The 20,058-nt window shown below is 59.8% G+C and carries 16 protein-coding genes, 1 tRNA gene and 1 pseudogene; 1 reads left to right on the top strand and 17 read right to left on the bottom strand.

Annotation, left to right across the window (positions count from 1 at the left end; translation table 11 throughout):
• The 4 genes from R1W01_RS18140 to rpsL all read right to left on the bottom strand — a co-directional run.
• Positions 1 to 152: GTP-binding protein (locus R1W01_RS18140; RefSeq protein ID WP_317275384.1), on the bottom strand; the 152-nt coding region annotated here is incomplete at its 3' end.
• 54 nt (positions 153 to 206) lie between these two features.
• Complete coding sequence (gene fusA / locus R1W01_RS18135) at positions 207 to 2,324, bottom strand: elongation factor G (RefSeq protein ID WP_243611557.1); 2,118 nt, start codon at positions 2,322 to 2,324, stop codon at positions 207 to 209.
• A gap of 23 nt (positions 2,325 to 2,347) precedes the next feature.
• Positions 2,348 to 2,818 carry a 30S ribosomal protein S7 gene (gene rpsG, locus R1W01_RS18130; protein ID WP_243611558.1) on the bottom strand — a complete coding sequence of 157 codons (471 nt, stop codon included), beginning with the start codon at positions 2,816 to 2,818 and terminating at the stop codon, positions 2,348 to 2,350.
• A 15-nt stretch (positions 2,819 to 2,833) separates the two neighbouring features.
• Complete coding sequence (gene rpsL, locus R1W01_RS18125; RefSeq protein ID WP_005862801.1) at positions 2,834 to 3,205, bottom strand: 30S ribosomal protein S12; 372 nt, start codon at positions 3,203 to 3,205, stop codon at positions 2,834 to 2,836.
• A 433-nt stretch (positions 3,206 to 3,638) separates the two neighbouring features.
• On the opposite strand from rpsL, the gene R1W01_RS18120 reads away from it, so the two are divergent.
• The gene (locus tag R1W01_RS18120; RefSeq protein WP_317275444.1) at positions 3,639 to 4,463 is read left to right on the top strand and encodes a putative rhamnosyl transferase; all 825 of its coding nucleotides are present in this window, start codon (positions 3,639 to 3,641) and stop codon (positions 4,461 to 4,463) included.
• Here R1W01_RS18120 and R1W01_RS18115 read toward each other — a convergent pair.
• The 13 genes and pseudogenes from R1W01_RS18115 to tuf all read right to left on the bottom strand — a co-directional run.
• Positions 4,448 to 5,314, bottom strand: a complete 867-nt coding sequence (locus R1W01_RS18115; protein WP_317275443.1) for a DMT family transporter — start codon at positions 5,312 to 5,314, stop codon at positions 4,448 to 4,450. The two genes, R1W01_RS18120 and R1W01_RS18115, sit on opposite strands and share 16 nt — an antisense overlap.
• Positions 5,315 to 5,499: 185 nt before the next feature.
• Positions 5,500 to 9,747 carry a DNA-directed RNA polymerase subunit beta' gene (gene rpoC / locus R1W01_RS18110; protein WP_243611561.1) on the bottom strand — a complete coding sequence of 1,416 codons (4,248 nt, stop codon included), beginning with the start codon at positions 9,745 to 9,747 and terminating at the stop codon, positions 5,500 to 5,502.
• A 54-nt stretch (positions 9,748 to 9,801) separates the two neighbouring features.
• Entirely contained in the window at positions 9,802 to 13,938 is a 4,137-nt protein-coding gene (gene rpoB, locus R1W01_RS18105) for a DNA-directed RNA polymerase subunit beta (RefSeq protein WP_317275442.1), read from the bottom strand.
• Between the two features lie 259 nt (positions 13,939 to 14,197).
• Entirely contained in the window at positions 14,198 to 14,581 is a 384-nt protein-coding gene (rplL, locus tag R1W01_RS18100) for a 50S ribosomal protein L7/L12 (RefSeq protein ID WP_243611563.1), read from the bottom strand.
• A 71-nt stretch (positions 14,582 to 14,652) separates the two neighbouring features.
• Positions 14,653 to 15,171, bottom strand: a complete 519-nt coding sequence (gene rplJ, locus R1W01_RS18095) for a 50S ribosomal protein L10 (RefSeq protein ID WP_243611564.1) — start codon at positions 15,169 to 15,171, stop codon at positions 14,653 to 14,655.
• 383 nt (positions 15,172 to 15,554) lie between these two features.
• Complete coding sequence (gene rplA, locus R1W01_RS18090) at positions 15,555 to 16,253, bottom strand: 50S ribosomal protein L1 (RefSeq protein WP_243611565.1); 699 nt, start codon at positions 16,251 to 16,253, stop codon at positions 15,555 to 15,557.
• Positions 16,253 to 16,678: a 50S ribosomal protein L11 gene (gene rplK / locus R1W01_RS18085; protein WP_243611566.1), complete on the bottom strand. Its 426-nt coding sequence runs from the start codon at positions 16,676 to 16,678 to the stop codon at positions 16,253 to 16,255. Before rplK ends, rplA begins: the two co-directional genes overlap by 1 nt.
• Positions 16,679 to 16,803: 125 nt before the next feature.
• Positions 16,804 to 17,337 carry a transcription termination/antitermination protein NusG gene (gene nusG / locus R1W01_RS18080; RefSeq protein ID WP_243611567.1) on the bottom strand — a complete coding sequence of 178 codons (534 nt, stop codon included), beginning with the start codon at positions 17,335 to 17,337 and terminating at the stop codon, positions 16,804 to 16,806.
• A 191-nt stretch (positions 17,338 to 17,528) separates the two neighbouring features.
• On the bottom strand, positions 17,529 to 17,726 hold the full coding sequence (secE, locus tag R1W01_RS18075) for a preprotein translocase subunit SecE (protein WP_243611568.1): 198 nt from the start codon (positions 17,724 to 17,726) through the stop codon (positions 17,529 to 17,531).
• 100 nt (positions 17,727 to 17,826) lie between these two features.
• Complete coding sequence (locus R1W01_RS18070) at positions 17,827 to 18,180, bottom strand: hypothetical protein (protein ID WP_317275441.1); 354 nt, start codon at positions 18,178 to 18,180, stop codon at positions 17,827 to 17,829.
• A gap of 336 nt (positions 18,181 to 18,516) precedes the next feature.
• Positions 18,517 to 18,592, bottom strand: a tRNA-Trp gene (locus R1W01_RS18065).
• A 76-nt stretch (positions 18,593 to 18,668) separates the two neighbouring features.
• Entirely contained in the window at positions 18,669 to 19,544 is an 876-nt protein-coding gene (locus R1W01_RS18060; protein ID WP_317275440.1) for a hypothetical protein, read from the bottom strand.
• A 211-nt stretch (positions 19,545 to 19,755) separates the two neighbouring features.
• Positions 19,756 to 20,058, bottom strand: a pseudogene (tuf, locus tag R1W01_RS18055) (elongation factor Tu); the annotation flags it as partial.

The following is a 20,058-nucleotide window of genomic DNA, read 5'->3' as shown; positions in this document are numbered from 1 at the left end:
TCTTCCGGCGCGCCGTCAATCTCGTCATAGGCTTTGAAGTCACCAAATTGCTTGGTGATCGCTGCCGTCAGGGTCGTCTTGCCGTGGTCAACGTGACCAATCGTGCCGATGTTGCAGTGCGGTTTGCTGCGTTCAAACTTTTCCTTAGCCATGATGGCCTCCTTGATGTTGGAGGGGAAAGCGGTCTCCCGCTTCCCCAATTTCGCTTAGGCGTATTTCGCCTGAATTTCGTCCGAGATGTTCTGCGGAACCGGATCGTAGTGGTCGAACTGCATGGTGAACTGGGCGCGGCCCGACGACATCGAACGAAGGGTGTTGATGTAGCCAAACATGTTCGCCAGCGGCACGAAGGCGTCGATCGCCACGGCGTTGCCGCGCGGCTCCTGACCCGAAACCTGACCACGACGCGAGGTGAGGTCGCCGATGATACCGCCGGTATATTCTTCCGGGGTGATCACTTCGACTTTCATCATCGGTTCGAGCAGTTTCGCACCAGCCAGTTTCAGACCTTCGCGCATACACATCCGCGATGCGATTTCAAAGGCGAGAACCGAGGAGTCCACGTCGTGGAACTTACCGTCGAGAAGCGCGACTTTGAAGTCGATCACCGGGAAGCCTGCCAGCGGACCGGAGTCCATGACCGACTGGATGCCCTTTTCGACACCGGGGATGTATTCCTTCGGAACAGCACCACCGACGATGCGGCTTTCGAAGGAGTAACCTTCGCCCGGCTCTGTCGGCATGATCTCGAGTTTGACCTCACCGAACTGACCCGAACCACCCGACTGTTTCTTGTGGGTGTAGGTGTGCTCAATCGGGCGCGAGATGGTTTCGCGATAGGCCACCTGCGGTGCACCGATGTTCGCTTCGACCTTGAATTCACGCTTCAGACGATCGACGAGAATGTCGAGGTGAAGTTCGCCCATGCCCTTCATGATGGTCTGGCCGGACTCGAGGTCGGTTTCGACGCGGAAGGACGGGTCTTCGGCGGCGAGGCGCGCGAGACCTTGAGACATCTTCTCTTGGTCGTTCTTGGTCTTCGGCTCGACCGCGATCTCGATCACCGGATCGGGGAAGGTCATGGTTTCGAGAACGACAGGTGCTTTCGGGTCGCAGAGGGTATCACCGGTGGTGGTATCCTTGAGGCCCGCGAGCGCGATAATGTCGCCTGCAAACGCTTCTTCGATCTCTTCACGGTTGTTCGAGTGCATCATCATCATACGACCGATGCGCTCTTTCTTGCCTTTGGTCGCGTTGAGAACGGTCTCACCTTTGTTCATGGTACCCGAATAGATACGGGTAAAGGTGAGCGAGCCCACGAAGGGGTCGTTCATGATCTTGAACGCGAGACCAGCGAAGGGCATGTCGTCGTCCGCGCGGCGGGCGATGTTACGCTCTTCGGTTTCGTCATCCGGCGAGAAGCCCATGTAATCGACAACGTCGAGCGGGCTCGGGAGGTAGTCGATCACGGCGTTGAGCAGCGGCTGCACGCCTTTGTTCTTGAACGCGGAACCACCGAGAACCGGAACGAAGGACATGTTCAGCGTGCCCTTGCGCAGCAGTTTGCGCATGGTTGCGACATCGGGCTCGTCACCTTCGAGATAGGCTTCCATCGCGTCGTCGTCTTGCTCGACGGCGGCTTCGACCATCTTCTCGCGCCATTCGGCGGCCATGTCCTGAAGGCTCTCGCGGATCGGGGCCTTGACCCAGGACGCGCCCAGATCTTCACCCTGCCACAGCCACTCTTCCATGGTCACGAGGTCAACCAGACCTTCGAGCTCGTTTTCCGCACCAATCGGGATACCGACGGGAATGGCGCGCGCGCCGGTGCGGTCTTCGATCATGCGAACGCAGTTGAAGAAGTCCGCGCCGATTTTGTCCATCTTGTTGACGAACACCATACGCGGAACCTTGTAGCGGTCAGCCTGACGCCACACGGTTTCGGTCTGGGGCTCAACACCGGCGTTGGCGTCGAGAACACAGACGGCACCGTCGAGCACGGCCAGCGAGCGTTCGACTTCGATGGTGAAGTCCACGTGGCCGGGGGTGTCGATGATGTTCAGGCGGTGCTTTTCGGAATCGGCAGACTGGCCATCTTCGGTGCGCTCCCAGAAGGTGGTCGTCGCAGCCGAGGTGATGGTGATGCCGCGTTCCTGCTCCTGCTCCATCCAGTCCATGGTGGCTGCACCGTCGTGCACCTCACCGATGTTGTGGGATTTGCCGGTGTAGAAAAGGATACGCTCAGAGCAGGTGGTCTTGCCTGCATCAATGTGCGCCATGATACCGAAGTTGCGGTACCGGTCGAGGGGATAGTCGCGTGCCATTGGTCAGAATTCTCTCTTGAGGATTACCAGCGATAATGGCTGAAGGCTTTGTTTGCCTCGGCCATCTTGTGAGTGTCTTCCCGCTTCTTGACGGCGGTACCGCGCGAGTTCACGGCATCCAGAAGTTCGCCTGCGAGGCGTTCTTCCATGGTGTTCTCGTTACGGTTGCGCGAGGCGGTGATGAGCCAACGAATGGCCAGGGCTTCGCGGCGCTCGGGGCGCACTTCAACCGGAACCTGATAGGTTGCACCACCGACGCGGCGCGAGCGCACTTCGACGGAGGGTTTGATGTTGTCGAGCGCTTCATGGAACACTTCGACGGGGGCGCGTTTGACCTTGGTCTCAACGCGATCAAGCGCGTTATAGACGATCTTTTCCGCAACCGACTTTTTACCGTCGATCATGAGGTTGTTCATGAATTTGCTCAGGACCTTATCGCCATATTTGGCGTCGGGCAGGATTTCGCGCTTCTCAGCGGCGTGACGACGAGACATCTATTCTTATCCTTCTTACTTAGGACGCTTCGCGCCGTATTTCGAGCGACGCTGCTTACGGTCTTTGACGCCCTGGGTATCCAGAACACCACGCAGGATGTGGTAACGGACACCCGGAAGGTCTTTCACACGGCCGCCGCGGATCAGGACAACGGAGTGTTCCTGAAGGTTGTGGCTTTCACCGGGGATGTAGGAGATCACCTCGTAGCCGTTGGTCAGGCGCACCTTGGCAACCTTCCGCATAGCGGAGTTCGGCTTTTTCGGGGTGGTGGTGTAAACGCGGGTGCAAACGCCGCGTTTCTGGGGGCATTGCTCGAGGTGCTGGGACTTCGAGCGCTTGACTTTGGGCTGACGCGGCTTGCGGATCAGCTGCTGGATCGTTGGCATAAGGGTCTCTTCCCGTTTTGCTTCATGTGCTGCACAGGAGCGCAGCCCCATGCGGTTAAGTGTGCTGCCTGCGCGTCCACAAGCAAAAAACCCGCGAACGTTCCCATTCCGAGGCGAACGACGCGGTGGGGTTTCAGAGGGTGCACGCTTCAAAGTAGCGCGGACCTTGACCACTACAGGTTTGAATTCGGCATACAGGGGCGGCCCCCTTACCGGATGCTGCGGCGTATAGGGGGAGTCGCCGGGCTTGTCAACAGCTTGCCCTGCCCCGGCGCCGCCTCTGCCCTCCCGAGGTATAAGAAACGCCACCGCCGAGCAATCGGCTGTTTCTCTGGCAGCGGCGATGCACCCCATCGCTTTCGCAAGAGTGCCGCTTGCCACGTGTTCGCGCCAATGCGAAAGTCGCAACAGGGCAAGGAGATCGAGACCGGGAATGGACAGCAAAGACATGCAGGTGGTCGGGCTATGCCGGTTTTCCTATCCGGCGCTCGGCGGGTTCCAGGTTCAACATGACACCGCCGAGGCGCGCGCCGCCTATCTCTATGATCCGGCGCGGATCGACGATCGGTTTCGCATGTTCGAAGCCTTCACCCTCCCGGCCCTGCGCGCTCAGACAGATCCCGATTTTACCTTTGTGGTGGTGATCGGAGACGACCTACCTGACGCGATGCGCGCGCGGCTTGAGTCGCTTCTTGCAGGGTTGCCACAGGCACAGATCCAAGCATGGCCCGCCGGCCCGCACCGTGACGTCATGCGAGAGGCGATCAACGCGGCCCGTGATGCACGCTCAGAGCCGTGTCTTCAGTTCCGCATGGATGACGATGATGCGGTCTCGATCCATTTCGTCGAACGCCTGCGCGCCTTGGCACAAGAATGCCGTCCGCTTCTGCGTCACAATCCACATGTGGCCTTTGATTTCAACACTGGCTGGGTTGCGTCTCCCGGTCGGGAAGGCATTCGCGCGGCGCAAGTGGTCGAGACACTCTGGACCCCGGCCCTCGCCATGTCCGCCAAGGGCAAGCATCGCAACACCATCATGAATTTCGGACATACCCGGCTAGGGCGGTTCATGCCTGTGGTCAGCATGCCGACCCCGCATATGTTTCTGCGTGGTCACAACGATCACAATGACTCGCGTCAGAAAGAGAACATCCGCCGCTTCAAGCTCGAACCCCTCGATGCGGAAGGCGAGGCGCTGTTTCAATCAGAGTTCAATGTCGATTCCGACAAGGTACGCGCGCTCTATGCGCGCCGCTGACGATCCCCGCGCAGGATCGTGAAGATCCCGGTGATCACGATGATCGCCGCGCCAAGGAGCGTCAGGCTATCGGGCCAATCCCCGAAGATCACGAAGCCAAGCAACAACCCCCAAAGCAGACCCGTATAGCGGAACGGTGCGACGAAGGAGACCTCGCCGACGCGCATCACAAGGACGGAGAAGAGATAGCCGCCAATGATGAACACCGCCGCCCCCACGAGAAGCGCCGCGTCGCGCGTGGTCACGGGCACCCAGGTCTCGCCAAGGGTCGCAATGGCTGCAAAAAGCGTTATGCCCACCGACGCGGCAAGTGTGACGGTCATCGAAGGCACAACGGGCGACATGCGCCGCGTGGCAAGGTCGCGCGCTGTGACGCAGACCACGGCGGCAAGGGCATAGAGCGCATAGATGTCAAAGCCCTCTGGCCCGGGGCGCACGATCAGGAGCATACCGGCAAATCCCACACCAATCGCCGAAAGACGTCGCCACCCCACCGGCTCGCGGTAAAACAGCAACCCGCCAAGGGTTACAGTCAATGGCAACATCTGCAGGACCGCCATGACATTGGCCAGAGGCAGGTTGCGCAGGGCCGTGATAAAGAAATAGGCCGCCCCGATTTCCGACATCGTGCGCAACGCGATGCGTCCCCAGTCGCGGCGCGGCAGGTTGAGGCGGATTGCCCCCATGCTGCGCGCCATGATCCAAATGCAAAACGTCGTCAGCAGACCGCGCAGCAACAAGAGCTGAAACAGCGGCATATCGGCATTCATCAGCTTGATGCAGGCATCATTGAAGGTGAAGGCCGCCATGGAGCAGATCATCAGGATCGCCCCCTTCATATTGTCCGACATTGCCTTGACCTGTCCCTGCTGCTCCTGACCGAGCGACACTAGACCGGGCTTATAGGCGCGCCAAGCCCCCGCGCGCACTGTGTCCGGGCTTCCTCTTGGCAGAAAACCTCTCGCCAAAGACAAGTAAGGCCCCCGGCTCGGTGCCGGGGGCCTTTCTTTCATTCAGTGGCCGGATGGCCGCGCGATCAATCTTCGTCGCGGCTTTCCGGGGTTTCCACGAGACCGCTGTCAAACACGTCGTCGACGGTGGCATCCTCGGTCGGAGCAGCCAGCGCCGCAGCCGCTTCGGCTTCCTCGCGGCGCGCCTCGATCACGATATTGTCGCGATCTTGCGCCACACGGCGGACGTTCTGGGTCGCACCGCCGGTACCGGCCGGGATGAGGCGGCCCACGATGACGTTCTCCTTGAGGCCCACGAGCTTGTCCTTCTTGCCCTGCACCGAAGCCTCGGTAAGAACGCGGGTGGTCTCTTGGAAGGAGGCCGCCGAGATGAAGGAGCGGGTCTGGAGCGACGCCTTGGTGATGCCGAGCAGGATCGGTTCGCCGGATGCCGGGCGGCGGCCTTCGGCCAACGCCTTTTCATTGGCAGCGTCGAATTCCTGCTTGTCCACATGTTCGCCCTTGAGCAGCGTGGTTTCGCCGGAGTCGAGGATCTCCCATTTCTGGAGCATCTGACGCACGATGACTTCGATGTGCTTGTCGTTAATCTTCACACCCTGAAGGCGATAAACGTCCTGCACCTCGTTGATCATGTAATCCGCCAGCGCCTCGACACCCATGATCGACAGGATGTCGTGCGGGGCCGGGTTACCGTCCATGATGTAGTCACCCTTCTGCACGAAGTCGCCTTCCTGCACCGGGATGTGCTTGCCCTTGGGCACCATGTACTCGACGGGCTCCATCGACTCGTCTGCCGGTTCGATCGAGATGCGGCGCTTGTTCTTGTAGTCGCGACCAAAGCGCACGTAACCATCGATTTCGGCGATGATCGCGTGGTCCTTGGGACGACGGGCTTCGAACAGTTCGGCCACACGCGGCAGACCACCGGTAATGTCCTTGGTCTTGGCGCCTTCACGCGGAATACGCGCAACCACGTCACCTGCGTTGATCTGTTGGCCATCTTCGACCGACAGGATCGCGTCCACGGACATCGGGTAGTGCACCGGGTTGCCCGCATCGTTGCGCACTGGCTCGCCGTTTTCATCGACAAGGATGACTTCCGGCTTGAGCTCGTTGCCCTTCGGAGCCGCACGCCAGTCGGCGACGATCTTCTGGGTCATGCCGGTCGCGTCATCGGTTTCTTCGCGCACGGCGATACCGGAGACAAGATCGACATATTTCGTGGTGCCCGATTTCTCGGCAAGGATCGGCAGAGTGTACGGATCCCATTCGAACAGCTTTTCGCCGCGCTTGATGCTCTGGCCGTCCTTGACGAAGAGCTTGGTACCGTAGCCGATCTTGTGGCTGGCGCGTTCCTCGCCGGTCTCGTCCTGGATGATGAGCTTCATGTTGCGGCCCATGACGAGCGCTTCGCCATGCACGTTCTCGAGGATCTGAGCGTTCTCGAAGACGATGGTGCCGTCCTGGCTCGCTTCGAGGAACGACTGCTGACCACCTTGAGCAACGCCACCGATGTGGAAGGTCCGCATCGTCAGCTGTGTACCGGGTTCACCAATCGACTGTGCCGCGATGATGCCCACGGCTTCGCCGGTGTTGACGATGGTACCGCGCGCGAGGTCACGACCATAGCACTGGGCGCAGACGCCTTCCTCAGCCTCACAGGTGAGCGGGCTGCGGATACGCATGGAGGCCACACCGGCTTCGTCGATGGTGTCGGCCATGCGTTCGTCGATCAGTTCGCCCTGTGCCACGATCACCTCATCGGTGCCCGGACGCAGAACATCATCCGCGGCCACACGACCGAGGACACGCTCTGCGAGCGAGGCGACGACTTCGCCGTCGTTGACCGCAGCTTCTGCGGTGATCGCGTTCTCGGTGCCACAATCGTTCATGCGCACGATGCAGTCCTGCGCCACATCGACGAGGCGACGGGTCAGGTAACCGGAGTTCGCGGTCTTCAGAGCCGTATCCGACAGACCCTTACGGGCGCCGTGGGTCGAGTTGAAGTATTCAAGAACGGTCAGGCCTTCCTTGAAGTTCGAAATGATCGGTGTCTCGATGATGTCGCCGTTCGGCTTGGCCATCAGGCCACGCATCCCGCCGAGCTGTTTCATCTGAGTGACCGAGCCACGCGCACCGGAGTGGGCCATCATGTAGACCGAGTTCGGTTCCGCTTCAGCGCCGTTCTCATCGGTCTGTGCCGCCGAGATGGTGCCCATCATGGCGTCGGTGACCTTGTCGTTACACTTCGACCATGCGTCCACGACTTTGTTGTACTTTTCGCCCTGAGTGATCAGACCGTCCATGTACTGCTGTTCAAAGTCCTTCACCTGATCGCGGGTTTCATCAACGATGGTCCACTTGGTGTCGGGAATAACCATGTCGTCCTTGCCGAAGGAAATCCCGGCCTTGAACGCTTCTTTGAAGCCCATGGACATGATCTGGTCGCAGAAGATGACCGACTCTTTCTGACCGCAGTAGCGGTAGACGGTGTCGATGACGTTCTGCACTTCTTTCTTGCGAAGCAGCTTGTTCACAAGCTCGAACGGGGCCTTGGCGTTCTGCGGAAGCAGCGCCCCGAGGCGCACGCGACCGGGGGTGGTCTCGAAACGCTTCATGACCTCAAGACCGTTCTCGTCGATCTGCGGAATACGCGCAGTGATCTTCGCGTGCAGGTGCACGGCGCCGGTATCAAGAGCGTATTGCACTTCGTCAATCGAGGAGAAGACCATGCCTTCGCCCTTCATGCCTTCGCGCATGATCGTCGTGTAGTAGAGGCCGAGGATCATATCCTGCGACGGAACGATGATCGGCGAGCCGTTGGCCGGCGACAGAACGTTGTTCGTCGACATCATCAGGACGCGCGCTTCGAGCTGAGCTTCAAGGCTCAGCGGGACGTGCACGGCCATCTGGTCACCGTCGAAGTCAGCGTTGAACGCCGAACAGACGAGCGGGTGCAGCTGGATCGCTTTACCTTCGATGAGGACCGGTTCGAACGCCTGAATACCAAGACGGTGCAGCGTCGGCGCACGGTTGAGCATCACCGGGTGTTCGCGGATCACCTCGTCGAGGATATCCCAAACTTCCGGGCGTTCCTTCTCGACCAGCTTCTTGGCCTGTTTCACGGTGCTCGAAAGACCTTTGGCCTCGAGGCGCGAATAGATGAAGGGCTTGAACAGCTCGAGCGCCATCTTCTTGGGCAGACCACACTGATGCAGCTTGAGTTCCGGGCCGGTCACAATGACCGAACGGCCCGAGAAGTCGACGCGCTTACCCAGAAGGTTCTGACGGAAGCGGCCCTGCTTACCCTTGAGCATGTCCGAGAGCGATTTCAGCGGACGCTTGTTCGCGCCGGTAATGACGCGGCCACGGCGACCGTTGTCGAACAGAGCGTCGACGGATTCCTGAAGCATCCGCTTTTCGTTGCGCACGATGATATCCGGCGCGCGGAGTTCGATCAGACGCTTGAGGCGGTTGTTCCGGTTGATGACGCGGCGATAGAGATCGTTGAGATCCGACGTCGCGAAACGGCCACCATCGAGCGGCACCAGCGGGCGCAGTTCCGGCGGAATGACCGGGATCACCGTCAGGATCATCCATTCGGGGCGGTTGCCCGACTCGAGGAAGGATTCCACGACCTTGAGACGCTTGATGATCTTCTTCGGCTTCAGTTCGCCCGTCGCTTCCGCGAGGTCTGCGCGAAGCTGCTCGGCCTCGGATTCGAGGTCGATCTGGGAGAGCATCTCGCGGATCGCTTCGGCACCGATATTGGCGGTGAAGGCGTCCATGCCATAGGCATCCTGCGCGTCCATATACTCTTCTTCTGTGAGCATCTGGCCGTAGGTCAGGTCGGTAAGGCCCGGTTCGATCACGACGTAGTTTTCGAAGTAGAGCACGCGCTCAAGATCACGCAGGGTCATGTCGAGCATGAGACCGATGCGCGACGGCAGCGATTTCAGGAACCAGATATGTGCGACGGGCGCGGCCAGTTCGATATGGCCCATACGCTCGCGGCGCACTTTCTGGAGGGTGACTTCGACGCCGCATTTTTCGCAGACGACGCCGCGATACTTCATGCGCTTATACTTGCCGCAGAGGCATTCGTAATCCTTGATCGGGCCAAAGATACGCGCACAGAAGAGACCGTCACGCTCGGGCTTGAACGTGCGGTAGTTGATGGTTTCCGGCTTCTTGATCTCACCATAGGACCACGAGAGGATCCGCTCCGGCGAGGCCAGCGATACCTTGATCTCGTCGAACACTTTCGGCGGGGTCAGCGGGTTGAACGGGTTGTTGGTCAGTTCCTGGTTCATTTTGATATCCTAAATCTTGTGCGGAAGGGATGATGGGGTAAGGGCGCGGGGCCCTTACTCGTCCACCTCCGCATCCAGGAGTTCCATGTTCAGGCCGAGGCCGCGGACTTCCTTCACGAGAACGTTGAAGGATTCCGGGACGCCCGCTTCGAAGTTGTCTTCGCCTTTGACGATCGATTCGTAGACCTTGGTCCGGCCCGCCACGTCATCCGACTTGACGGTGAGCATCTCTTGCAGCGTGTAGGCCGCGCCATATGCTTCCAGAGCCCAGACCTCCATCTCCCCGAAACGCTGACCACCGAACTGTGCCTTACCACCGAGCGGCTGCTGAGTGACGAGGCTGTACGGGCCGGTCGAACGGGCGTGGATCTTGTCGTCGACAAGGTGGTGCAGCTTGAGAAGGTACTTGATCCCGACGGTGACCGGGCGTGCAAACTGTTCGCCGGTGCGGCCGTCGAACAGGATCGACTGACCGGATTCGGAGAAGCCTGCGCGCACAAGTGCGTCGTTCACGTCTGCCTCTTTGGCGCCGTCGAAGACCGGAGTCGCGATCGGCACACCACGGGTCACGTTGCCAGCGGCTTCGAGAAGCGCGGGCTCGTCCATGGAGGTGATGCCTTCTTCGTAGACATCTTCGCCATAGGCCAGCTTCATCGCTTCGCGCACCGGGGTCAGATCGCCCGAGCGGCGGTATTCCTGAAGCGCTTCATCGACGTTCAGACCAAGACCGCGTGCGGCCCAACCCATGTGGGTCTCGAGGATCTGACCGACGTTCATACGCGACGGAACACCGAGCGGGTTGAGGCAGAAGTCGACCGGGGTGCCATCTGCGAGGAACGGCATGTCCTCCATCGGAACCACTTTCGAGATCACACCTTTGTTCCCGTGACGACCGGCCATCTTATCGCCCGGCTGAAGCTTGCGCTTCACGGCGATGAAGACTTTGACCATCTTCATCACGCCCGGCGGCAGGTCGTCGCCGCGGCGGACCTTCTCGACCTTGTCCTCGAAACGGGCATCAAGCGCGCGTTTCTGGATCTCATACTGCTCGTGCAGGGCCTCGACGATCTGTGCATCGGCTTCTTCCGCAAGCGCGAGCTGCCACCACTGACCACGGGTCAGGGTTTCGAGCAGATCCTCGGTAATTTCCGAGTTCGCCTTGACGCCTTTGGGGCCTTTCACGGCGGTCTTGCCGAGGATCAGACCCTTGAGGCGGGCATAGATGTTGCGGTCGAGGATGGCGAGTTCGTCGTCGCGGTCACGCGCCAGACGTTCCACCTCTTCACGCTCGATCTGAAGCGCACGTTCGTCTTTCTCGACACCGTGACGGTTGAAGACGCGGACCTCGACAACCGTGCCGAAGTCGCCCGGCTTCACGCGCAGCGAGGTGTCGCGCACGTCCGAGGCTTTCTCGCCGAAGATGGCGCGCAGAAGTTTCTCTTCCGGCGTCATCGGGCTTTCGCCCTTCGGCGTGATCTTCCCGACGAGAATATCGCCCGGCTCCACATCGGCACCGATATAGACGATGCCCGCCTCATCGAGGTTGCGCAGGGCTTCCTCGCCGACGTTGGGGATGTCGCGGGTGATCTCTTCCGGGCCGAGCTTCGTGTCACGGGCGGAGACTTCGAATTCCTCGATGTGGATCGAGGTAAAGACGTCATCGCGCGCGATACGCTCGGAGATCAGGATCGAGTCTTCGTAGTTGTAGCCGTTCCAAGGCATGAAGGCGACGACGACGTTCTTGCCGAGCGCCAATTCACCGATATCCGTCGACGGACCATCGGCGATCACTTCGCCTTTCTGAACCGTGTCACCCACCTTCACCAGCGGGCGCTGGTTGATACAGGTGTTCTGGTTCGACCGCTGGAACTTGCGCATCCGGTAGATGTCGACGCCGGCATCGCCAAGCTCGAGATCTTCGGTGGCGCGCACAACGATACGCTGGGCGTCGACCTGGTCGATGATGCCGCCGCGGGTCGCCATGATCGCAGCGCCCGAGTCGCGGGCCACGATTTCCTCGATGCCGGTGCCGACGAGCGGTGCCTCGGCACGCAAGAGCGGCACGGCCTGACGTTGCATGTTCGACCCCATGAGAGCGCGGTTGGCGTCGTCGTTTTCAAGGAACGGGATGAGCGAGGCCGCGACCGAAACCAGCTGTTTCGGGGAGACGTCGATCAGGTCCACATTCTCGCGCGGTGCGAGGGTGTAGTCGCCGTTCTGACGGGTCGAGACGAGATCGTTCTCGAATTTGCCCTCGGTGTTGAGGTTGGCGTTCGCCTGAGCCACGGTGTGGCGCATCTCTTCGGTGGCCGACATGTAATGCACTTCGTCGGTGACCTTCGCGTCTTTCACGACACGATACGGGGTCTCGATGAAGCCATACTTGTTGACGCGCGCGAAAGTGGCGAGCGAGTTGATGAGACCGATGTTCGGGCCTTCCGGCGTTTCAATCGGGCACATGCGGCCATAATGGGTCGGGTGCACGTCGCGCACCTCAAAGCCTGCGCGTTCGCGAGTCAGGCCGCCCGGGCCAAGCGCCGAGAGGCGACGCTTGTGCGTCACTTCCGAAAGCGGGTTGGTCTGGTCCATGAACTGCGACAGCTGCGACGAGCCGAAGAATTCACGCACAGCCGCCGCTGCCGGTTTGGCGTTGATAAGGTCTTGCGGCATGACGGTGTCGATTTCGACCGACGACATGCGTTCCTTGATGGCACGTTCCATGCGCAGGAGACCCACGCGATACTGGTTCTCCATCAATTCGCCGACCGAGCGCACACGACGGTTGCCGAGGTGGTCGATGTCGTCCACGTCGCCCTTGCCGTCACGAAGCTCAACGAGCGCCTTGATACAAGCAACGATGTCTTCCTTGCGCAGGGTGCGCTGGGTGTCTTCGGCGTCGAGCGCGAGACGCATGTTCATCTTCACGCGACCAACGGCCGAGAGGTCATAGCGCTCGCTGTCGAAGAAGAGCGTGTCGAACAGGGCCGACGCGGCTTCGACCGTGGGCGGCTCGCCCGGGCGCATGACGCGGTAGATGTCCATGAGCGCGGTTTCGCGGTTCATGTTCTTGTCCTGCGCCATGGTGTTGCGCATGTAGGGGCCGACGTTGACGTTGTCGATGTCGAGGACCGGGATATCGGTGATGCCCGCGTCGAGCAGCTCTTTCAGGGAGCCACCGATGACTTCGCCGTCCTTGTCGTATTCCATCGTCAGTTCGTCACCGGCTTCGACATAGATCGCACCGGTTTCTTCGTTGATGATGTCCTTGGAGACGTATTTCCCGACGATGTGGTCGAAAGGCACGAGAAGGTTGGTGATCTTGCCTTCGTCGATGATCTTCTTGACCGCACGCGGCGTGACTTTCTTGCCCGCTTCGCAGATCACTTCGCCAGTGGCCGCGTCGACGAGATCGTAGGTCGGACGGGTGCCGCGCACGCGTTCGGGGAAGAACTTGGTGACCCAACCCTTGTTCTTCTCGAGCTTGAAGTCGACGGTTTCGTAATAGGCATCCATGATGCTTTCTTGGTCGAGACCAAGCGCATAAAGAAGCGTCGTGACCGGCAGCTTGCGGCGACGGTCGATACGGGCGAACACGATGTCCTTGGCGTCGAATTCGAAGTCGAGCCAGGAGCCGCGATACGGGATGATGCGGCAGGCGAACAGGAGTTTACCCGAAGAATGCGTTTTGCCCTTATCGTGGTCAAAGAACACGCCCGGCGAACGGTGCATCTGGGAGACGATCACACGCTCGGTGCCGTTGACGACAAAGGTGCCGTTCGGGGTCATCAGGGGCATGTCGCCCATAAAGACGTCTTGTTCCTTGATGTCCTTGACCGACTTGGCGCCGGTGTCTTCGTCCACATCGAACACGATCAGGCGCAGCGTGACCTTGAGCGGCGCCGAATAGGTCATGTCGCGCTGCATGCACTCTTCGACGTCATATTTCGGCCTTTCAAGCTCGTAGTTCACGAACTCGAGCACGGAGGTCTCGTTGAAATCCTTGATCGGGAAGACCGATTGGAAAACGCCCTTGATGCCTTCACCGTCCATCGGGAGCGCTTCGTCGCCGGAGCGCAGGAAGAGATCGTAGGAGGATTTCTGAACCTCGATGAGGTTCGGCATTTCGAGGACTTCGCGGATCTTGCCGTAATACTTACGCAGACGTTTTTGGCCAAGGTAGGTCTGAGCCATGGTCGATGTCACCTTTCACTTCTCTTGCGAGTGTGCCGACCGTCGGGCCCCGGTCGCACACCCATCCGAGATGGTCGAGTTCAGATCAATTCCCGGTCGCCGTCCCGAGTGGCAACCTCCCGATCTTTGAACCTCGCCTTAGAAAAGGCTTTGTTGAAAAAGCCCTCTCTGAGACAGGTTCGGCTGGACGCGGTATAACCCGCATCCAGCCTGATAAATCTGGTGGAACGCGCCGGTTGCCCGGTCCGTTCCTGCCGGATTACTTGACTTCGACTTCTGCGCCAGCTGCTTCCAGCTTGCCCTTGATGTCTTCGGCTTCTTCTTTCGAAACGCCTTCTTTGACAGCCTTGCCGCCGGCTTCGACCAGCTCTTTGGCTTCTTTGAGGCCCAGGCCGGTGATGCCGCGGACTTCTTTGATGACGTTGATTTTCGAGGCGCCGGCCGACTTCAGGATGACGTCGAATTCGGTTTTCTCTTCCTCAGCTGCACCGCCGGCGTCGCCACCAGCTGCGCCTGCGACCATGACGGCGCCGCCAGCTGCGGGCTCAATGCCGTACTCGTCTTTGAGGATGGTTTTCAGTTCTTGTGCTTCGAGAAGGGTCAGACCCACGATCTCTTCTGCAAGTTTTTTCAGATCAGCCATTTTAGACTCTTTCCGTTTCTAGGTATGTGTTCCAACGTTGGGCGATAGTGCCTACGCGGTTCCAAAGTTGCTTACGCAGCCTCTGCCTTTTCCTCGATGGTAGACAGGATGGATGCGATGTTCGAAGCAGGTGCGCCAATCGCGCCAGCGATGTTCGAAGCAGGTGCGCCGATGCAGCCGACGATCGAAGCAATAAGCTCCTCGCGCGACGGCATTTTCGACACGGCTTCAACGCCGGCACGGTCAAGAGCGTTCTCACCCATTGCACCGCCAAGGATTTCGAACTTCTTGTTCGTCTTGGCAAAGTCCTCGGCGACCTTGGCTGCTGCCACGGGGTCTTCCGAGTAGGTCAGAACGGTCATACCCGTAAGAAGGTCTGCCATGCTCTCGCAGGGCTTGTCCTTAAGGGCGATCTTGGCGAGCCTGTTCTTGGCGACACGAACAGCACCACCCGCGTCACGAGCACGTGCGCGAAGGTCCTGCATGTCAGCAACCGTGAGACCGGCGTAGTGGGCTACCACGACGACGCCAGAGCTTTCAAAGATCTGGCCGAGTTCCTCGACCACTTTCTCTTTCTGGGCTCTATCCACAGTTTCACTCCAAATTTGGAAGGCTCTCACCTTCCGGCTCATGTTTGCGCAAACCCGAGGGCTCACGCGTTCAGGTCCAAACTTACGGGTAAGGAGTCCAGGATCGCTCGAAGGATGGCCTTCCAGAATTCTTGTCTCGTTCCCCATCTCAGGAAGGAATTATTCATGGCCAAAGCGCCGTGAACCCTCCGTCTTGGACAGGCCAAACCTGAAAAGGGACCCGTATACACGAATCCCTTCCGGCTTGGACAGGGGTTCATTAAAGGCCATAGCCCGGTTTGTCTATCGTCTTTTTGATTTTCAGCGCCACCAGAGCTTGCGCTTCAAAGAAAAACGGGCGGAGCCATGCCCCGCCCGTCTCTCAATTCTGTCGTTGCGACGGCTTACTGAGCCGCTGCGCTGTCCACGTCGATGGTCACACCCGGGCCCATGGTCGAGCTCAGAGCGATCTTCTTGACGTATGCTCCTTTGGCGCCCGACGGCTTGGCCTTGAGAACGGCTTCCATGAAGGCACGCACGTTTTCGACCAGTTTACCTTCGTCGAAGGACACCTTGCCGAGACCCGCGTGCACAACACCGGCCTTCTCGGCCTTGAACTGCACTTCGCCGCCCTTGGCCGCTTCAACAGCTGCCTTGACGTCCATGGTCACGGTGCCGACCTTCGGGTTCGGCATCAGGTTACGCGGGCCGAGGACTTTACCAAGGCGACCGACGATCGGCATCATGTCCGGGGTCGCGATGCAGCGATCGAACTCGATGGTGCCGCCCTGAACGGTTTCCATCAGGTCTTCTGCACCAACGATATCCGCACCAGCGGCCTGAGCTTCTTCAGCCTTCGGGCCACGAGCGAACACGGCGACGCGAACGGTTTTGCCGGTGCCGTTCGGCAGGCCGACAACGCCGCGGACCATCTGGTCTGCGTGGCGCGGATCAACACCGAGCTGCACAGCGATCTCGACAGTTTCGTCGAATTTCGCGTTGGCGTTACCTTTGACGAGAGCAACAGCCTCTTCGACGGTCAGGTTTTCCTTGCCTGCAAACGCTTCACGCGCTGCGGCAGTACGCTTACCAAGTTTCGCCATTACTTCACCTCGATGCCCATGGAGTTCGCCGAACCAACGATGATCTTCATCGCGGCCTCGATGTCATTGGCGTTGAGATCCTTCATCTTGGCTTCCGCGATCTCACGCACCTGCTTGACGGTGACCGAACCCACGGTTTCGCGCGACGGGTTGGTCGCACCGGACTTCAGTTTCGCCGCCTTCTTCAGGTAATAGGACGCCGGCGGCGTCTTGATGTCCATGGTGAAGGACTTGTCCTGATAGTAGGTGATCACGGTCGGGCACGGCGCACCGGGCTCCATATCCTGAGTCTTGGCGTTGAACGCCTTGCAGAATTCCATGATGTTGATGCCGCGCTGACCCAGCGCCGGACCGACCGGCGGAGAGGGGTTCGCTTGACCGGCGGGCACTTGCAATTTCATCGTGCCTGCGAGCTTCTTGGCCATAAGCCTTTTCCTTTTCCAACATCCTCGGGGCGCGCCCTTCGGATTGCTACGTTGTGTGGTCTGGTCCGGGCATCGCGAGGCCCTCGCCTCCCACGCGGGGGTGGCGCCCGAAGGCGCCGCTCACATCAGGCCTGTTTGGTGACCTGCGTGAATTCCAGTTCGACCGGGGTTTCCCGACCGAAGATCGACACCGTTACCTTGAGGCGCTGGTTGTCGTCGTCCACTTCCTCGACCATGCCGTCGAAATCTTCGAACGGGCCGTCGTTGACCTTGACCTTCTCACCAACCTCGAAGGTGATGAGGGTGCGCGGTGCTTCCTGACCTTCCTCGACGCGGCCAAGGATACCCTGCACTTCTGCGTCGCGCATCGGCATCGGGCGGCCTTGCGGGCCAAGGAAACCGGTGACCCGGTTGATCGAGTTGATGAGGTGATAGCCGCGGTCGCTCATCTCCATGTGCACGAGCACGTAGCCCGGCATGAAGCGGCGCTCGGTCGTGACCTTCTTGCCGCGACGCACCTCAATGACCTCTTCGGTCGGCACCAGAACCTCGTCGATCTCGTCTTCGAGATCGCTTTCGATCACCGACTGGCGGATCTGTTCTGCGATCTTCTTTTCGAAGTTCGACAGCACGCTAACCGAATACCACCGTTTCGCCATCTGATCGTTCTTTCCCGTCTTGCGCCGATCCCGAAGGATCAAGAATTTCCAAATATCACCCGGCCTTCTATGACCGGTCCCGAACAAAAAATCGGCGCGTGGCTCGAATCGCCGCGCGCCATGTGTAGGGGATGCGCGTCGGGATAGTCCCGAACGCCCCCGATTTCAAGCGTTTTTCAGGCTCGAGCGGATCAGCCGAAGATCGACAGGACCATCTGAAGACCGCCGCGGATAAGGATATCCACCAGCGAGAAGAACACGGCCGTCAACGCCGCCATGATGAAAACCATGACCGTTGTCAGAAGGACTTCGCGGCGGGTCGGCCATACGACCTTTGCGACCTCGGCACGGACCTGCTGGATGAACGTAAGCGGATTGGTTTTGGCCATGATGTGTCTTCTTAGCTTGAATCAGGGGCCGACATACGCGGCGCGTCAGGGAATTTCAAGGCCGGATTGGCGCTTGTCGCTCCGAGCGCCACGGAAACCCTCAGAGCGCGGTGCGCAACCAGCCGTCAATCCGATCGCGCAGATGTTGGATTGCTTTACGCAAAACCACGATCTCGTGCTTCCAAAGACCTACAAACGCGCGCCAAAGCGCGGCGCTATAGTCTCGCGCGCGCTCGGGGCCAACCGCAACGGAGACCGCAAGGAAGAGCACCACCCCCCAGACCCCAAGGCGTAGAACCGGCAAGGGGTTGAGCGTGGCCGAAGCCATCAGGATCACAAGCGCGGCAAGGCGCGGACGCGGCCACTTGGCATCGTGATGCGCGCGGCGGCGGGCCTTGGCGGCGGCGACTTCTTCGGGCGTCCCTCCGGCAAGGTCAGGCGCATTGCGACGCATGGCTTGCTCTACACGCGAAAGCGTGGACGGTGCCGGCTGTGTCTCAGGCGAAAGAGTCGCGAAACGACGACTCGCCTCCCCTTCGAGCCGTGCCCGGTCTGCAGGGGGGAGATTCTGTGCCTCGCACTTGCACTGGCGCACTTTCTGAATTCCGACCGTATGGAACGGCCCCATGCCATCTTGCTTCATTTCGCACCTATCGCGTCTCGTCCTGGCCGGTGGGACTCGCGCAGACCCTACCGACGCCAACACGACAGCAGTGGCGCAGAAAACAGGTGCTCTCGGGGCGCAATTGCGGAAACCCTGAGGCGCGAATGAAGCAATATGTCTGGAAAGTGGCAGGGGCAGCAGGGTTCGAACCCGCGACCTACGGTTTTGGAGACCGTCGCTCTACCAGCTGAGCTATACCCCTAAAGTGCGTGGACTGTTACGGAATCGCTTACGAGAATTCAAGCGCAAAAACGCCCTTCCCTACCGGAGTTTTCACCCTAGGGCTTGGTCTTGAAACGAAACGCCGCTCGTTGACCGGGATTGGCTTTGACCGACGCAATGAGCTGGCGCATTTCGCGATCGATCCGCAGGGGTTTGACGACCTGTTTCATATCCCTGAGATGCGCGATGATCTCACCATCCTCCATCCCGGCCACGTTCAGCCCCGCAAGCACCTCGGCAGGCAGTTTTCTCTTGTAGAGAAACGAGACCGAATCCCGATGCACATGCACCACCGGCTCGAAATACTCTGACAGGACCGCCATCTGCACCGCGATCCAAGGTTGTTGCCACCAAAGGAAATCCTGTTGCACAACAATTGACCGCCCCGGAACGAGATGCGGGAAGAAAAGCGCGCTCATCTGGTCCATCGTGGCGGCGGTCTTGGAGGCGTCCATCACCAGCACTTCGATATCGCCCCCCTCCCAGCCGATATCTTCGATCTGCCCTTTCCTGAGACTGATCCCCTCGCCCCAGGGCGCTAGAAACCGCTCGGCAATCGGTAAGAGGTCCGTGCCAAACGGTCCAAGCAGCGGCGGGGCCTCGTGCGGACTCTCAGAGGACGGCGGGTTGTTGCAATATTGGCGATAGCGTTTGCGGAAAACCTCGAAATCGCCAACCTCGAACTTGTCATAGCCATGCACGACCTGATCGCGCCCGGCCTGCGCCACGCCCTCGGCAAGACAGGCGGCCGAGCCACCCGCGAATGACCCGAGATCGACAATCGCCCCTGCCCCCGTCGCCCAATCGCGGGTCAGCGCCACGTAGTAGGCCTGTTCGTCAAATTGCAGCATGGTCGGAATTTTGGCAGCAGGGCCAAGATCGGCGGGCGAGAAATCGTCCCAGATACGATCTTCAAAGAAACGGTCGGTCAAGGGGCTCTCTCCGTTGCGCCACGCTGCAAAGAAGTCTCGGAGGAATGGCGCGGNGTCGGTCAAGGGGCTCTCTCCGTTGCGCCACGCTGCAAAGAAGTCTCGGAGGAATGGCGCGGGAAGGCAAGCGGCCAAGTGGTCCCACCAAACCATCGCCAAAAGAAAAGGCCCCGCCGTTTGGCGGGGCCTTCTGATCTTTCAGGTCAAACCTGGCTTAGTCGAGAATCTTCGACACAACGCCGGAGCCGACGGTGCGGCCACCTTCGCGGATGGCGAAGCGCAGGCCTTCTTCCATCGCGATCGGCGCGATCAGTTCCACGGCGAACTTCAGGTTGTCGCCCGGCATCACCATCTCGGTGCCCGACGGCAGTTCAACGGTCCCGGTCACGTCGGTCGTGCGGAAGTAGAACTGCGGACGGTAGTTCGCGAAGAACGGCGTGTGACGGCCACCTTCATCCTTGGTCAGGATGTAGGCTTCGGCTTCGAACTTGGTGTGCGGGTTCACGGAGCCCGGCTT

This window comes from Shimia sp. FJ5, from assembly GCF_032918335.1.
Classification (GTDB): domain Bacteria; phylum Pseudomonadota; class Alphaproteobacteria; order Rhodobacterales; family Rhodobacteraceae; genus Shimia; species Shimia aestuarii_A.
The sequence above is the reverse complement of the archived record's forward strand: the minus strand, read 5'-3'. Positions and strand labels throughout refer to the sequence as shown.

Coding starts and splice junctions, on each gene's coding strand:
- nusG (WP_243611567.1), bottom strand. CDS start 17,337: ATGGCGAAACGGTGGTATTCGGTTAGCGTGCTGTCGAACTTCGAAAAG.
- R1W01_RS18070 (WP_317275441.1), bottom strand. CDS start 18,180: ATGCGTCGCAATGCGCCTGACCTTGCCGGAGGGACGCCCGAAGAAGTC.
- rplA (WP_243611565.1), bottom strand. CDS start 16,253: ATGGCGAAACTTGGTAAGCGTACTGCCGCAGCGCGTGAAGCGTTTGCA.
- secE (WP_243611568.1), bottom strand. CDS start 17,726: ATGGCCAAAACCAATCCGCTTACGTTCATCCAGCAGGTCCGTGCCGAG.
- fusA (WP_243611557.1), bottom strand. CDS start 2,324: ATGGCACGCGACTATCCCCTCGACCGGTACCGCAACTTCGGTATCATG.
- rpoC (WP_243611561.1), bottom strand. CDS start 9,747: ATGAACCAGGAACTGACCAACAACCCGTTCAACCCGCTGACCCCGCCG.
- rpsG (WP_243611558.1), bottom strand. CDS start 2,818: ATGTCTCGTCGTCACGCCGCTGAGAAGCGCGAAATCCTGCCCGACGCC.
- rpsL (WP_005862801.1), bottom strand. CDS start 3,205: ATGCCAACGATCCAGCAGCTGATCCGCAAGCCGCGTCAGCCCAAAGTC.
- rplL (WP_243611563.1), bottom strand. CDS start 14,581: ATGGCTGATCTGAAAAAACTTGCAGAAGAGATCGTGGGTCTGACCCTT.
- R1W01_RS18115 (WP_317275443.1), bottom strand. CDS start 5,314: ATGTCGGACAATATGAAGGGGGCGATCCTGATGATCTGCTCCATGGCG.
- rplK (WP_243611566.1), bottom strand. CDS start 16,678: ATGGCCAAGAAGCTCGCAGGCACGATGAAATTGCAAGTGCCCGCCGGT.
- R1W01_RS18120 (WP_317275444.1), top strand. CDS start 3,639: ATGGACAGCAAAGACATGCAGGTGGTCGGGCTATGCCGGTTTTCCTAT.
- rpoB (WP_317275442.1), bottom strand. CDS start 13,938: ATGGCTCAGACCTACCTTGGCCAAAAACGTCTGCGTAAGTATTACGGC.